At 46.0% G+C, this 14,069-nt stretch carries 11 protein-coding genes; 7 read left to right on the top strand and 4 right to left on the bottom strand.

Annotated elements, in window-relative coordinates; translation table 11 throughout:
* Positions 1 to 328: 328 nt before the first annotated feature.
* The 3 genes from ACFVQB_RS12930 to ACFVQB_RS12920 all read left to right on the top strand — a co-directional run bounded on the left by ACFVQB_RS12930 (position 329) and on the right by ACFVQB_RS12920 (position 2,981).
* Positions 329 to 1,237: an ABC transporter ATP-binding protein gene (locus ACFVQB_RS12930; protein ID WP_379439183.1), complete on the top strand. Its 909-nt coding sequence runs from the start codon at positions 329 to 331 to the stop codon at positions 1,235 to 1,237.
* A complete protein-coding gene (locus tag ACFVQB_RS12925; protein WP_379439180.1) occupies positions 1,230 to 2,063 on the top strand; it encodes an ABC transporter permease subunit in 834 nt (277 codons plus the stop codon). The genes ACFVQB_RS12930 and ACFVQB_RS12925 overlap by 8 nt, the downstream gene beginning before the upstream one ends.
* A gap of 111 nt (positions 2,064 to 2,174) precedes the next feature.
* Positions 2,175 to 2,981, top strand: coding sequence for a MurR/RpiR family transcriptional regulator (locus tag ACFVQB_RS12920; protein ID WP_379439177.1), 807 nt, complete (start codon positions 2,175 to 2,177; stop codon positions 2,979 to 2,981).
* On the opposite strand, the gene ACFVQB_RS12915 is transcribed toward ACFVQB_RS12920, so the two are convergent.
* Together ACFVQB_RS12915 and ACFVQB_RS12910 are read right to left on the bottom strand one after the other, a co-directional pair.
* Positions 2,978 to 3,964: a Gfo/Idh/MocA family protein gene (locus ACFVQB_RS12915; protein WP_379439174.1), complete on the bottom strand. Its 987-nt coding sequence runs from the start codon at positions 3,962 to 3,964 to the stop codon at positions 2,978 to 2,980. The genes ACFVQB_RS12920 and ACFVQB_RS12915 overlap by 4 nt on opposite strands.
* Before the next feature lie 43 nt (positions 3,965 to 4,007).
* Positions 4,008 to 5,018, bottom strand: coding sequence for a Gfo/Idh/MocA family oxidoreductase (locus tag ACFVQB_RS12910; protein ID WP_379439171.1), 1,011 nt, complete (start codon positions 5,016 to 5,018; stop codon positions 4,008 to 4,010).
* Positions 5,019 to 5,268: 250 nt separating this feature from the next.
* On the opposite strand from ACFVQB_RS12910, the gene ACFVQB_RS12905 reads away from it, so the two are divergent.
* Positions 5,269 to 6,555, top strand: a complete 1,287-nt coding sequence (locus ACFVQB_RS12905; protein WP_379439168.1) for a DUF5050 domain-containing protein — start codon at positions 5,269 to 5,271, stop codon at positions 6,553 to 6,555.
* Between the two features lie 189 nt (positions 6,556 to 6,744).
* The gene (locus tag ACFVQB_RS12900) at positions 6,745 to 8,373 is read left to right on the top strand and encodes a helix-turn-helix domain-containing protein (RefSeq protein WP_379439165.1); all 1,629 of its coding nucleotides are present in this window, start codon (positions 6,745 to 6,747) and stop codon (positions 8,371 to 8,373) included.
* A gap of 96 nt (positions 8,374 to 8,469) precedes the next feature.
* Here ACFVQB_RS12900 and ACFVQB_RS12895 read toward each other — a convergent pair whose 3' ends face one another.
* Entirely contained in the window at positions 8,470 to 9,042 is a 573-nt protein-coding gene (locus tag ACFVQB_RS12895; RefSeq protein ID WP_379439163.1) for a GbsR/MarR family transcriptional regulator, read from the bottom strand.
* Between the two features lie 496 nt (positions 9,043 to 9,538).
* On the opposite strand from ACFVQB_RS12895, the gene ACFVQB_RS12890 reads away from it, so the two are divergent.
* Together ACFVQB_RS12890 and ACFVQB_RS12885 are read left to right on the top strand one after the other, a co-directional pair.
* Entirely contained in the window at positions 9,539 to 10,768 is a 1,230-nt protein-coding gene (locus tag ACFVQB_RS12890) for a quaternary amine ABC transporter ATP-binding protein (RefSeq protein ID WP_379439160.1), read from the top strand.
* Complete coding sequence (locus tag ACFVQB_RS12885; RefSeq protein ID WP_379439158.1) at positions 10,734 to 13,325, top strand: glycine betaine ABC transporter substrate-binding protein; 2,592 nt, start codon at positions 10,734 to 10,736, stop codon at positions 13,323 to 13,325. The genes ACFVQB_RS12890 and ACFVQB_RS12885 overlap by 35 nt, the downstream gene beginning before the upstream one ends.
* Before the next feature lie 502 nt (positions 13,326 to 13,827).
* Here ACFVQB_RS12885 and ACFVQB_RS12880 read toward each other — a convergent pair.
* Complete coding sequence (locus tag ACFVQB_RS12880; protein WP_379439155.1) at positions 13,828 to 14,040, bottom strand: immunity 17 family protein; 213 nt, start codon at positions 14,038 to 14,040, stop codon at positions 13,828 to 13,830.
* Positions 14,041 to 14,069 lie beyond the last annotated feature (29 nt).

Below are 14,069 nucleotides of genomic sequence, written 5' to 3'. Positions count from 1 at the left end.
CGCCAAGTAACGACGTCAAACCGGCCTTGGCTAACCAAGACCGGCGTTAGATGAATATTCAGGCATTCATGATATGTAAGAGGCCTTAAGTCTAATTACCACGTTATGAATGGCAATGAAACGGGATATTGCATCCTTTTAACCAGAATACATGGTATAGACCACTGTGAAAACAAACCTGAGACCCGATTTCGCCGGACTTTAGGGTGAAGTTACTGCCCGCGTTTGGGACTAAAGACGTAGAGTTTTTATTTTTCGGCCCTCCATTTGAACGATATTGCTGATATAGACGTATAATCTCCAAACTCAGATCGGACGGTGAATGTACATGATTGAAGTTCGCAACATTTCCAAACAATTTAAAGTGCACCATCAGGCACTGAACGATGTCAGCTTCACGGTTGAACAAGGCAGCGTTACCGGGCTAATCGGGCCCAACGGTTCGGGCAAAACCACCCTGATCCGCATCATGAACGGCGTTCTTGGCGCTTCGGGTGGGCAAGTGAGCATTAACGGACTTGATCCTTTCCGTGAGACGGAGAACGTACTAGCCATATGCGGCACACTAACCGAGCAGAGCGGATTGTATGAAAATATGAGTGGGCGTGACAACCTGATCTTTTTCGCTGAAGCTTTCGGTGTACAACATGCCAAAGCACGGATTGACGAGCTCGTGGATCTGTTCGAATTGCAGGAATATCAACATCGAAAAGTAGGCACCTACAGCACAGGAATGAAAAAACGCGTAGGTCTAGCACGGGTGCTGCTGCACCGCCCCTCCATTCTCTTTCTGGATGAGCCAACCAACGGGCTTGACCCAGATGGGATTCAGATGGTCCTCCGAATCATCCGTCGGCTTAATCAGGAGGAACATATGACAATTGTCGTATCGTCTCATGTGTTATCCCAGCTATCGGCTGTGTGTGACCGGTATATTTTTATGGAAAAAGGGCGCAAGGTTGAGGAAGGTACGGAGCAGGAGATCGTCAACCGATACCTGACCTCACCCCGGATCGAAGTTGAAGCCACCATGCCGAATGGCTGGCAAACGGTAACAGGGTATACACCGGAGATGGTTTCCGTGAACAAAGCCGTTTTCCAGCTTCAAACTCGTGAAGATATTCCGTTGCTACTTCGACAATTGACCGAGCGTGGACAAGTCTATCAAGCCCGGATTACGGGCAGCGATCTGGAGAGTATTTATTTTGCCATTAGGGAGGCACACCATCATGAATAACAGACAAGCCATACGTGCACTTGCTCGTAAAGATATTCGAGCCATCACAGCCAGCGTGCAGCTCTGGCTACCCATGTTGATCGTTCCGCTCGTTATCGGGATCATCATGCCTGGGATACTCATTTGGGCAGCCTCAAGGTTGGAACTTGCTTCCCTCGGCAATATGAGCTTCCTGCTTGATACGCTGGATAACCTAACCCATGCCGGGCGGATTCCGCAGCTTGCTTCGATGCCTACGGATAACCACCGTATTGTCTATTACCTGGCCTTATACATGTTTGCGCCCCTGTTTCTCATCATTCCAGTGATGGCATCCAGCATTCTGACGGCCAACAGTTTTGCAGGCGAGAAGGAACGCAAGACCCTGGAAGGTCTTCTGTTCACTCCGATGAGTATGGATACGTTGTTTAAAGGCAAGGTGTTAGCTGCCCTTATTCCTTCTCTGTTATTATCCTGGATTACCTTCATTATCTACGGAATCATTGCCAATATCCTGATGTATCCCATGTTCGGGAAATGGATGTTTCCGAATCTGAACTGGATCATTCTCGTTCTGTGGGTTGTTCCGGCGTGCAGTCTTGTGGTCATTCTGTTGAATGTACTGATCTCGGCGAAGGTACGTGGATTTCAGGAGGCCTATCAACTGGGGGGATTGGTCGTGATTCCATTGCTTGCGCTGATTGCCGGTCAGGCAAGTGGCATGCTGCTCATCAGTCCTCTTATGTTACTCCTGGTCGGAGCGGTGCTTCTGCTCATCAGTTTCATTTTGCTTCATCTGGTCACTTCGTGGAACAGTCGTCAACAGCTGGCTGAAAGTCAGATTTAGGCGGACCTTGGTCATTGCATCATCATCATCATCATCGGTGGGCAGATTGAGAAAAAAAAGGACGCAGGTTATGATATGAAGACCTAGTATGAGGATGACGGACAGAGGGGAATGAGAAAGAGAATGGAATATATCCTGCTTCAAAAATTAAAATATACAGAAAAACTGACAGCACAGGAAAAGCATATTGTTGAGTATATCCGAAACAATCCCGAAGTCGTTTTTGATTGTACTGCCCATGAACTGGCTCAAAAAACCTTTACAAGCTCATCGACTATTGTTCGTTTATGCAAAAAACTGGGTACCAAAGGGTACCCAGACTTTCAATTAAAGCTTGCGCTGGAATATCAGCAGGCCCCCTCTGCGTTCCAACCACATGATCCTCCATACATAGAACAAGGTAACGTATTAGCCTCCATCGATTCTGTCCCTTATCTGTATCAGCAGGCATTGGACGAGACTCGTCGCATGCTGAATGCTTCTGTTTTGCTGCGCATTGTGAACTGGGTCAAACAAGCCGGGCGCATTGATATATATGGCAGTGACATGAACTATTATTTGGCACAACAAGCCTGTACCAAGTGGAACGAACTTGGCATATCGGCGATCGCACACAACAGCCCAAACATGCACTATTTAAACACAATGAACCCTAGTGCTTCCACGCTTTCTTTTGTCATATCGCATACAGGTGAAAATCAATCCATGATTGATGCTGCCCGCATACTGAGCAACAAACGGATGAACGTCATCGCAGTCACGGTTAACAATCTTTCCACTCTCTCCAAACAGTGCGATGCGACGTTACTTACTTATGGATACAATGAGCAGTTACGACTGTCCAAAATGTCCTCCATGGTCTCCGTACTGTATATCTTCGATATTCTGTATATGAGTACCATCCATGACAGCTATTAACCCTGATCTGCCGCAAACACAATTCCGGCATCCTTGCGCGCCTCGGTCATAGTATTCATGACAGAACGGCTATGATCCAGCAGTTCATAACACCGTTCATAGTCGCCGTTTGTATACATGTCTCTAAAAGCCTCCCACTCATAGTAGAACCAGTTAGGTTCATCCTGTACATTGAATTCCTCTACAGGTTCATTCCCCACCTGAAGCCTGATTTCCTTGCAGCCATTGGCTCCGCCCACCACATGCAGATAACCGTTCTCTCCCTGGATAAGAACAAAATTCATACTGTTGGTATCTTTGCAGCCTACACTTTCGGCAATGAACGTCGGGTAGGAGAGCACCAACACACCTGACGTATCGATCCCATTGGCATGTTTGTTCGCAGTGTAAGACACAGATTCGGGGCTGCCGAACAGCTTCTGGATCAAATGAAGATTGTAAATATTGATATCCATTAAGGCGCCGCCGGAGAATTCCGGATTGAATACATTCGGGATTTCACCTGCAAGCAACTGGTTGTATTTGCTCGAATACTGGCTATAGTTGCACTGGATGAATTTGAGCTCGCCCAGTCGGGGCAACTGTTCTTGTACAATCTGTACATTCGGCAAATGGATATTGGATATGGCTTCAAACAACATCAAATTTTTTTCCTTCGCCAGAGCGATTAATGTTTCCGCCTCCTGACGTGTAGACGTGAACGGTTTTTCACAGATCACATGTTTGCCGTGTTGCAGTGCCTGATAGGCCTGCTCATAATGCATGCTGTTAGGCGAAGCGATATAAATAAAGTCCACATTGGAGGCCGTGTAAAGGGAATCGAGATCTGTATAGATGGTGTCTATAGCATATTTGTCTGCAAGCGGCTGTGCTGTTTCTCTTTTCCGGGAATAGATCGCGGTGCAAGTCACATGATCTAATGCCTGAACCGCCGAAAGGATGGCATCCACAATAAAACCTGTGCCGATGGTTGCTATTTTCATATGGTATTTCGCTCCTGTCATCTCTTTGTTGACTGCTTTATTGTTATTTGGCTTTTTTGGCAGCTTCCACACCGTCGTGCAGAATATCCAGCACGTATAACACTTCGTCGTCCTTAACGGGCTTCTCTCCGTTATTTCGGATGGCCTGAATCAATTTTTCATATAAAATCCCATAGTCGGTAATCTCCGAAGGGACTCTCTCTGTATGGGAAGTTCCTTCATCATCCACGTAGCTCAACGTGCCCCAGTTATCTTCCGATTCAACTTCAAATGATACGACCGTTGGCCCGTTTTCATTTTTCGTTTGATGGCCGCTGCTATATTTGATAAAGCTTCCCAGGTCTCCATGCACAATGAATTTGGGATGGCTAATCTTCACAAGCAGACTGCACTTCACGGTCGCTTTCATTCTTCCATACCGAAAATCAATATCGACATAATCGTCTGATTCACCCGGCGCCACAAGACTCCGCACATCATAATCGATTCGGTCTGCTCTGCCATAAAGGGAGATCAGTTGATCGATGGTATGCACAGCCAAGCCATGCAACAGCCCAAATCCTTTCCGGTTATATTTCGGTTGAAAATAATCATAGTGCGACTGAATCTCAACGATATTGCCCAGCTTGCCACTCTCGATTACTTTTTTCATGGTCAGGAAATCTCCGTCAAATCTGCGGTTCTGATTCGCCATGGCGATGAGATTTTTCTGTTTGGCAAGGTCAAAAATTTCCTTTGCTTCAGCCGAAGTTGAGGCAAATGGTTTCTCCACCAAAACATGTTTACCATGATCCAGTGCCAGATTTGCATATTCCACATGGCTGTCCACATGGGTCGCTACCACAATTAATTCAATCTCCGAATCCTGAAGCACATCGCCTATATTCGTTGTAAACGTAATCTCGGGATAATACGCTTCACGTTCCGTATCCCCCATCCGATCCTCCTCACGACGGAAGATCATCTTCACCTGGATATCATCCCTTCTTTCCAGGTAAGGCAAATGATAATTCACAACCGCGTTTCCAAATCCCACGATGGCAATATTCATCATCAACATCCACTCCTCTGCTCTGGTTAAAGCGTATGGTATCACGCTCATAACGCTTCGGGAATGCTTTTGGACGGGATTGGCAGCAGCATGCGCAGATGCATTCCAATATGGATTTTTAATGAAATTCAATTTCATATCTGTCCATTTTATCCGACTGAGATGTATAACATATTTTCCATAGTTTACCGATATAACTTAAGGTGTTAATGTGTTACTTACATACATAAAGAAGAAGGGTGACGATTGATTTATGAACAAATGGTCTACACACATGCAACGCACGGTTTGCACCTTGCTGCTGTTCACACTGATCGCGGCAGCAATACTTGGAGGCGGAGCCAATGCTCAAGCAGCTTCCCTCAGCCAAACTACGGTATATTATGATTCCGATGGTGTATTGTACAAAGTATCCGGTGACGGAAGCGGAACCACAGAGGTATTGCTTGATTTTGAAGGAGATGGTCTGGCTGCGGCAGGATCCTATCTCTATTACACCCGTTCCGAGTCTTCCACAACGCTGCTTCGCGTTCCCAATGACGGTTCCAGCGATTCGGCTGAAACGTACGCGACAAATGTATTGAGCTACTTTACGGATAACGGGTTCATCTATTATATGGATTACAATGGAACGATCTATCGTGCAAATGGCAATAGCGAAGCTTCCGCTGCCACCAAAATTGCAGACAAAGCGGATACAGATTTTCCGCTGCTCGCCGTAACAAAAGGCCGTGTATATTATAACGGGCTCGTTAATGGAAACCCATGGATCGTTTCCAAAGCATCCAATGGCAGCGGAGCCGTAGAGCGGATTGCTGCTGGTGCAGTGGAGAGTCGTTATTTTATGAACGTGGCCAAAAACGAACTGCAATTGATGGTGAACACTGACCCGTACGAGCAGTACTACTCTACCAACGCCATTATCATGTACAAGGTAAACTACAATACAGGCAAAGGTACAGCTGTTAATCCAAAAGCAAAGCTGGATGTGAACGCTGTTTATGCCGGCGGCTGGGGCAACAATCTTTATGTGTATAACAAAGGCATCAAGCTGGACAGCAACAAGGATTATGATTATTCAACAGGCAAAGCCTTTGCATTAACTACTTCTGGCAAAACACTTCAGATTCATAGTAAGAGCATCCGGGAGGTCAGTCCACTGGGTACAGATAAGGTTGTAGTTGTGGATGCAGACAAAAAGGCGTATGCCAAAACCATCGCCGGGAACAAGGTATCCAAATCTGCCAACTTGAATTTGAACAGTGTCACTTTCGTAACTGCTCAGCTGACCAACGGAACACCAACTATTGCATATCTATCCGGTACAAATGGTCTTTATTCCGTGAGCACAGCCCTCAAAGTATCCAAGCTTGCTGGAGAGGAATGGGCAACGTTCCAGCTTCATGACGATGTTCCGGGCATGTTCTACATCAACGCAAATGATCTCTATCGTCTGTACCATGTGCAAGCCAATGGCACAGGCAAAAAGGTGCTAAGCGACGTTTTCCTGGATGATATCCTGTTGGTCGTGCCAAACTAACCCCACGCATGTGGGTATAGGCTTATAGCTATCTCAACATTCTTGTCCAAAATAAAGAGGATAACCCTGAAGCTATAACGGCTCTGGGTATCCTCTTTTTTTCATGTCCAAAACTATTTTTCAAAAACATCTTCCATATGAGAATGATAATTGTTATCATTAAGAAAATAAGACAAAAGGATGGTCCGTATGACTGAACAGCTTCCCTTCATTTCTGAAACCTCATCTCTACCGCTACTCTCTTCCATGTGCCGTGTACGGCGCGGGGAGCATTTCCGTGTGCAAGGCAAGACGGTGTCCCGGCCCATGCTCTGTCTTATTTTACAAGGAGACGGTGTCCTGGTCCTGAACGATACGGTCTATACCGCCGAAGCCAATCAACTGTATGTTCTGAAGCCAGGAACAATGATTGAAGCGGCTGCACGCTCGGCTGTTACGGAGTTTATAATACTTCGCATGGATACGGTCTGTTTGCAGCAAGTGCGCGGTCAATGGAAAATGTCCTCCTCCTCTGGTTTCCCGCTGGATTGGGAGACAGGCAGACTGATGGTTCGCCATGACAAACAAGCCAGAGCACGATTTGAACAATTGTATGAAGCCTATCGCGGCGTAAACCCCGATCACTTTATCAGTATACATAGCCAGCTGCATGAGCTCTTGCAGTATCTCTCGGAGAATCGGCTTGAAGAAAATTATGAGAAGGTCGATCCAGCACTTGAACGCAGCATTATGTATATGAGACGGTTCATGAATGATGGCATCAGCATGGATCAACTTGCCAAAATTGCCGGATTGACGCCAAGCTCATATTCTCGCAGTTTCAAAAAAGCCAAAGGCATGTCACCTACCGATTATCTGAATCGTTTACGGATTGACGAAGCCAAAAAACAGCTTAAGCAGGAATCATGTGTACTCAAAGACGTCGCCGTATCTGTTGGCTATGGTAATGAATATTATTTTAGCCGCAAATTCAAACAAACCTTGGGGATCGCACCCAGCCTATATATGAAAAAAGACCAAATTCGCGTGGCTACGGCGTCCATGATGGGACTTCATGAGAACCTCTCTTCGCTCGGATTACATCCCGTAGCTGCAATGGACGGATTCCATAATTGGGAGCTTAATGAAGTCGAGCAGCAGCAGCGGCTAGCCACACAATTGGAGAAACTACGTCAGGCCAAGCCGGACCTTATTATCGGTGACTTTTATCATCAACCCTTTTACGATAAGCTCAAAAGTATTGCACCTACAGTTATTCTGGATCAGGCCCATGACTGGAAAGAAAATCACTTACGCTTGGCTGAACTGGTCGGAAGGGAGCAACAGGCCTTGCAGAATTTCAAACAGCTGGCGCTTCGCAATCTTGATATCAGACTCCGTTTGAAGCATCACTTCGGGCAAGAACGTATTATGCTTATGCAGGTTACGAATCAGTCTATCCGGCTCCAGGAAAATGCCGAGCGTCCATTACATCGCCTTATGTACGGTGAACTCGGACTAAATCCTGCACAGTTCATATCTACGGATTTAATAACAGATGAGTATGCGGCGGATAGCATCCCCATGTTGGACACGGATCATCTGTTCATGAACCGCGTCTCCAATTCTCCTGCAAATGAGAAACTGCTTCGGCGCATGAAACAAACTACCGCCTGGAATCGCTCTCCAGCCGTGTTGAAAGGCAACGTACACGATATATCCGATTGGTCCGTACTATCCTGGACCCCAAGCGGACGCCATCAGATCATGGACGAACTGGAACAGATCGTTCAGCAGCTTGTGACCTTATCACGTGTGGGATTAATCGGACAATTGTAAAGCATGTGTTTTTCTTCATTATAAATGTACAAGTGCATAATCAACCAAAACAAAGAGCCCTCTCCGATTCGGAAAGGGCCTTTTGCTTTGCAGTTATTAATGTTCCTTGATCTCTTCCTTCGGAACCAGTTTGTATATTTCCTCATCTTCCATGGTATCAATCAAGCGATCCAGCCATTTGTAGTAGGCCTCAGCTTGAAGAACCTTATGCTTGTCTTCCTTAAGAATGTGAAGAAGTTCAGCATCCGCTTGTTCATCCAGATCAGAAATCAAACGATTCAGTTCATCAACGGATTTTCGCAGTACCTGAAGGTTACTCTCCACGGCTTTTCTCCATTTAATCACAAAATAATCCGTAAACGTCTGATGCCAGTCATACTCCACTTCATATAGGTCTTTCCGGGAGCCTTTGCTCCATACTTTATTCACCATTTTTAGATCCAGCAGTGTACGTACGCCGGTACTCATGCTCGTTTTGCTCATTTCCATTTCCCGGCCCATATCGTCAAGGGTCATAGGTTTGTCTGCAAAAAAAAGCAATCCATATAAGTGTCCCGTGGACAGCGTAACGCCGTAGAGATCCATATTACGCCCAATGGCTTCAATGACGCGTTTACGGATCCTAAGAACGGTTGCCTGCTGTTCCTCTTGTAAATGGTCCAAGCTCATGCTTGCAACCTCCATTCTGAACATTCCCAGTCTCGGCAATATAATTGCAACTGTTTAAGATCCTGCTTACATGGGAAAGTATCCGGCAGGACATCCTATATGCCAACGGGCTTTAGGTTACACCATGTATATCATGGGAGCTTTACCAAGTTGCAAACGCCTACGACTATCTTTTAACCAAAAAAACTGCTTAGATTCAGCACATTTTCTATTGTAGGAAAAGCGATATCAAATGTAAAGGTGTCTTCTTAGCCAGAATAAGGAGAATGACGGAGCATATGGACGGAAAACTTTGTACAGTTTTTACTGTACAAACATTATGTACTGTTTATTCGGTTGCTATACGGGTTAAGTATTGTTAGAATACAAAACGTTACCCAGAAAGACGGGAAGCGAAGCAACGATTACCGGATTTCGTGGCTGGGCGCACAAGTGTATGGGCTTGTGGGTGCTGAAAGCCGTTCGAAGTGCACAACACATCAGAAGGGGTGAAAACATGACCATACTTGAAGTAAAGAATGTAAGTAAACTGTTTGGCCCCCAAACCGAGCAAGGTCTGCAATTACTGGAGCAAGGTTGGGGCAAAGAAAAGTTGGCCAAAGAAAAACAGATAACGGTTGGTGTCAACCGGGTCAACATGGAAATTCAGGAAGGTGAAATTTTCGTCATTATGGGACTGTCCGGGAGTGGGAAGTCGACACTTGTTCGGATGTTCAATCGACTGATTGAACCGACATCCGGAGAGATTCTTGTCCATGGCAAAGACCTACGTAAGATGAACAAAGAACAATTGCGCGAAGTGCGTCGGAAAACGATCAGCATGGTATTCCAGAAGTTTGCGTTATTCCCGCACCGTACCGTTCTTGATAATGTGGAGTATGGGCTCGAAGTTCAAAAGGTTGATAAGGATGAACGTCGGGAAAAAGCAAAAACGTCGCTTGAACTGGTTGGCCTTAAAGGCTGGGAAGATAAAATGCCGGATGAGCTAAGTGGCGGGATGCAGCAACGTGTAGGTTTGGCCCGTGCGCTGGCGAATGACCCGGAAGTACTGCTAATGGATGAAGCATTCAGTGCACTTGATCCACTGATTCGTCGTGATATGCAGGATGAGCTGATTGAGCTTCAGGATAAAATGAAAAAGACCATTATTTTCATTACCCATGACTTGGACGAAGCGCTGCGCATCGGCGATCGTATTGCCCTCATGAAAGACGGCGCAGTCGTGCAGATCGGTACTCCGGAAGAAATCATGATTCAACCGGCCAACTCATATGTGGCCCGCTTCGTCGAAGACGTGGACTTGTCCAAGGTCCTTACCGCATCTCATGTTATGCGACGTCCTGAAACGATTACGCTTGACCGTGGTCCTCGTGTTGCCCTCGAATTAATGCGCGAACGTGGTATTTCCAACCTGTTTGTCATTGACCGTTCGAAAAAGCTGCTTGGTGTTATTACAGCAGAAGATGCAACCCGCGCAATGCGTGAAAACAAAGTGTTGAACGACATTCTGATTACGGATGGGCCGACTGTAGCGCCTGAAACCCTGATTCATGAATTGTTCGAAATTGTAAGTTCAGCCCATGTGCCGCTCGCTGTTGTTGGCGAAACTGGCCGTCTGCAAGGTGTTATCGTCCGCGGTGCCCTGCTTGGAGCATTAAGCGGTGAAGTTGCAGTAAAGGAGGAACTTGCGAATGATTCCCAAAATACCACTAGCATCGTGGATTGAAGCGATTGTTGACTGGATGAGCTCCTCGCTCTCCGGATTATTTAAAGTCATTTCTGTTGTTATTCAGGAGGTTGTCGGATTTTTCTCCGGGCTGTTCATGCTCCCCCATCCGCTCCTGTTTATTGTAATACTTGGTGTATTGGCATATCTTGTTGGCCGAATACCACTGACCCTGTTTACGGTTGTCGGTTTCTTGCTTGTAGATAACCTCGGATATTGGTCCCAATCGATGGATACTTTGGGCCTTGTTATTACGTCAGGATTAATCTCCATTCTGCTTGGTGTTCCCATCGGTATCTGGCTTGCATACAGCAAAACTGCAGCTCGAATTATCACACCATTGCTTGACTTTATGCAGACCATGCCTGCATTTGTCTACTTGCTGCCAGCGGTAACCTTCTTCAGCCTTGGTGTGGTTCCCGGTGTTATCGCGTCCGTCATATTCGCGATTCCACCAACGATTCGCCTGACTCACCTCGGAATTAAGCAGGTATCTGGCGAACTGGTCGAAGCAGCGGATGCTTTTGGTTCCACGTCCATGCAAAAGTTGTTCAAAGTACAGCTTCCACTCGCATTGCCTACCGTAATGTCAGGGATTAACCAAACCATCATGCTGTCGCTGTCCATGGTTGTTATTGCTTCCATGATCGGTGCACAGGGTATTGGTGCGGAAGTCTATCGTGCGGTAACACAGTTGCAGATTGGTAAAGGTTTTGAAGCAGGTTTGGCTGTCGTGGTTCTTGCGATCGTACTTGACCGTTTCACTCAAAATCTGTTTATGCCAGGCTGCAAGAAAAGCTCACGCTTCTCAGCGAAACAAAAAGCCTGGATTACTGCTGCAGCAACATTCGTTGTGCTCGTAGCTGGTTTCTCACAATACTTTATTGGCGGCAACAGTACTTCTGCCGGCGGTAACAACACTCCAGCGAATGCTGTAGGTGAAGAAGTCAATTATCAGATCATTGGTATTGACCCAGGTGCAGGCATTATGAAATCCACTGCCAAAGCCATCGAAGATTATCATCTGACGGACTGGACCCTGATTGAAGGATCTGGTGCAGCGATGACTGCCACACTGGACAAAGCGATTAAAGCGGAACAACCGATCATTATTACAGGCTGGACTCCACACTGGATGTTCAACAAATATGATCTAAAATATCTGGATGATCCCGAAAAATCTTTCGGTGATGCAGAAGAAATTCACACCATCGCACGTAAAGGCTTGAAAGAGGCTCACCCGGTTGCTTATGAATTCCTGTCCCGTTTCCAATGGACATCCGATGAAATGGGCGAAATGATGAGTGCCATCCAAAATGGTACATCTCCAGAGGAAGCCGCAAAAGACTACGCTGAGAAACATGCAGACCAGATTGACGAATGGACCAAAGGTCTGACGCCAGTTAACGGTGATGCATTTAAACTTAGCTATGTAGCCTGGGATTCTGAGATTGCAAGTACCAACCTGTTGAAATATGTCATGGAAAGCAAACTTGGCTATAAAGTTAACGCCCTGCAAGTTGAAGCTGGACCCATGTGGACGGGTGTCGCCTCAGGCGACGTAGATGCCTCTCCAGCAGCCTGGCTGCCATTAACTCACGCTGACTACTGGGAACGTTACAAAGACCAGGTGGATGATCTGGGTGCCAACATGACCGGTGTACGCACAGGGCTCGTTGTTCCTGCGTACATGACAGACGTTAATTCGATTGCAGACCTGGAAACAGGCGCTTCTTCCTCTACTCCATCGGCGAATGCCAATGTGGGAAATGAAGTGAATCACCAAATTATCGGTATCGATCCAGGTGCCGGAATTATGAAATCCACAGCCAGTGCCATTGAGAAATACGGTTTGTCTGACTGGAAACTGGTTGAAGGTTCAGGAGCGGCAATGACAGCTACGCTGGATAAAGCCGTTAAGAATAAGGAACCGATTATCGTTACCGGTTGGACACCGCATTGGATGTTTAACGCATATGACCTCAAATACCTAGACGATCCGGAAGGCGTCTACGGTGAAGCAGAACAAATTCATACGATTGCCCGTAAAGGGTTAAAGGAAGACAAACCTGTCGCTTATGAATTCCTGGATCGCTTCTCCTGGACACCTGAGGATATGGGTGAAATCATGGTCGCCATTCAAAACGGAGAAGATCCCCAAAAAGCCGCAGCAGCTTTTGCCGAGAAGCATAGCGACAAAGTGGCTGAATGGACCAAAGGTCTGACCCCGGTGAATGGAGATTCCATTAAACTGAGTTACGTAGCCTGGGACTCCGAGATTGCAAGTACCAACTTGCTGGAGTACATTCTGAAAGAAAAACTGGGTTACAAAGTAACCTCCCTTCAAGTGGAAATCGGTCCAATGTGGACCGGCATTGCCAATGGTGATGTAGATGCAACTCCAGCTGCATGGTTGCCGCTCACCTCTGCAGATTATTTCAACAAATACAAGGATCAGATCGATGATCTCGGTCCAAATATGGACGGTGCCAAAACAGGTCTGGTTGTACCAACCTATATGGACATCAATTCCATTGAAGATTTAAAAGATAATTAAACCAGATTGCGATGGATAAACCTGAATTTGGTAAAAAGACCACCGAAATTTTGTCGGTGGTCTTTTTTAGTGTAACTTTTACTTGGGCGTGTCTTCAAACCTACTGCAAGCCGAAGTGTACCTGAACGTGTCCAGAGCATGGTGCAACCGCTAACGATTCGGAGACGTCTTATTCAAGGATTTGAAGTGATTGCAGAAATCTAAGGAACCTGAGACACGCTATGTCAGAATAAAACAGTCGTTTGCAGTGTTTTTGTCAGGGATTTCAGTAAATAACGTGTCTGATGTTCCTTACTTTGTAAAAAGAGGAGCTGAAGGCGAAATAAGACGTCCTGAGTTCCTTAGAAAATCGTCTACCCATTCCCCAGAATAGGACGAACCCTAACTAACTTCGAAAATCTCAAGGATAAATCTAAACATACTAATCGTTACCTTCTACATTAAAGGCTGTGAAACTGAATTATGTACGTAGGCTCTGCACATTTCTTTTCTTTTTCTACGCTTACCCAATCAGCAACAATAATACGCCAATGGTAATCAGCACAATACCTAAAATGCCATACACCAATCTTGCACCCTGGCGTCCAATGGTTTTCACAAAGAGACCTGCTCTAAAACTCTTCATAAACCAATCCCAATTGTTGATTCCACCCAACAAACTGAAAATCCCTGCGGCAATAGCCAGTAGTGCGATTAAAACCGGTTGATCTTGCATGTCAACACTCCTTCAATTTAATCCTGTCT

It is taken from the genome of Paenibacillus sp. NPDC057886 (assembly GCF_042796655.1).
Classification (GTDB): Bacteria; Bacillota; Bacilli; order Paenibacillales; family Paenibacillaceae; genus Paenibacillus.
Note: the sequence above shows the minus strand (reverse complement) of the source record. Positions and strands in the feature narration are given on the sequence as shown.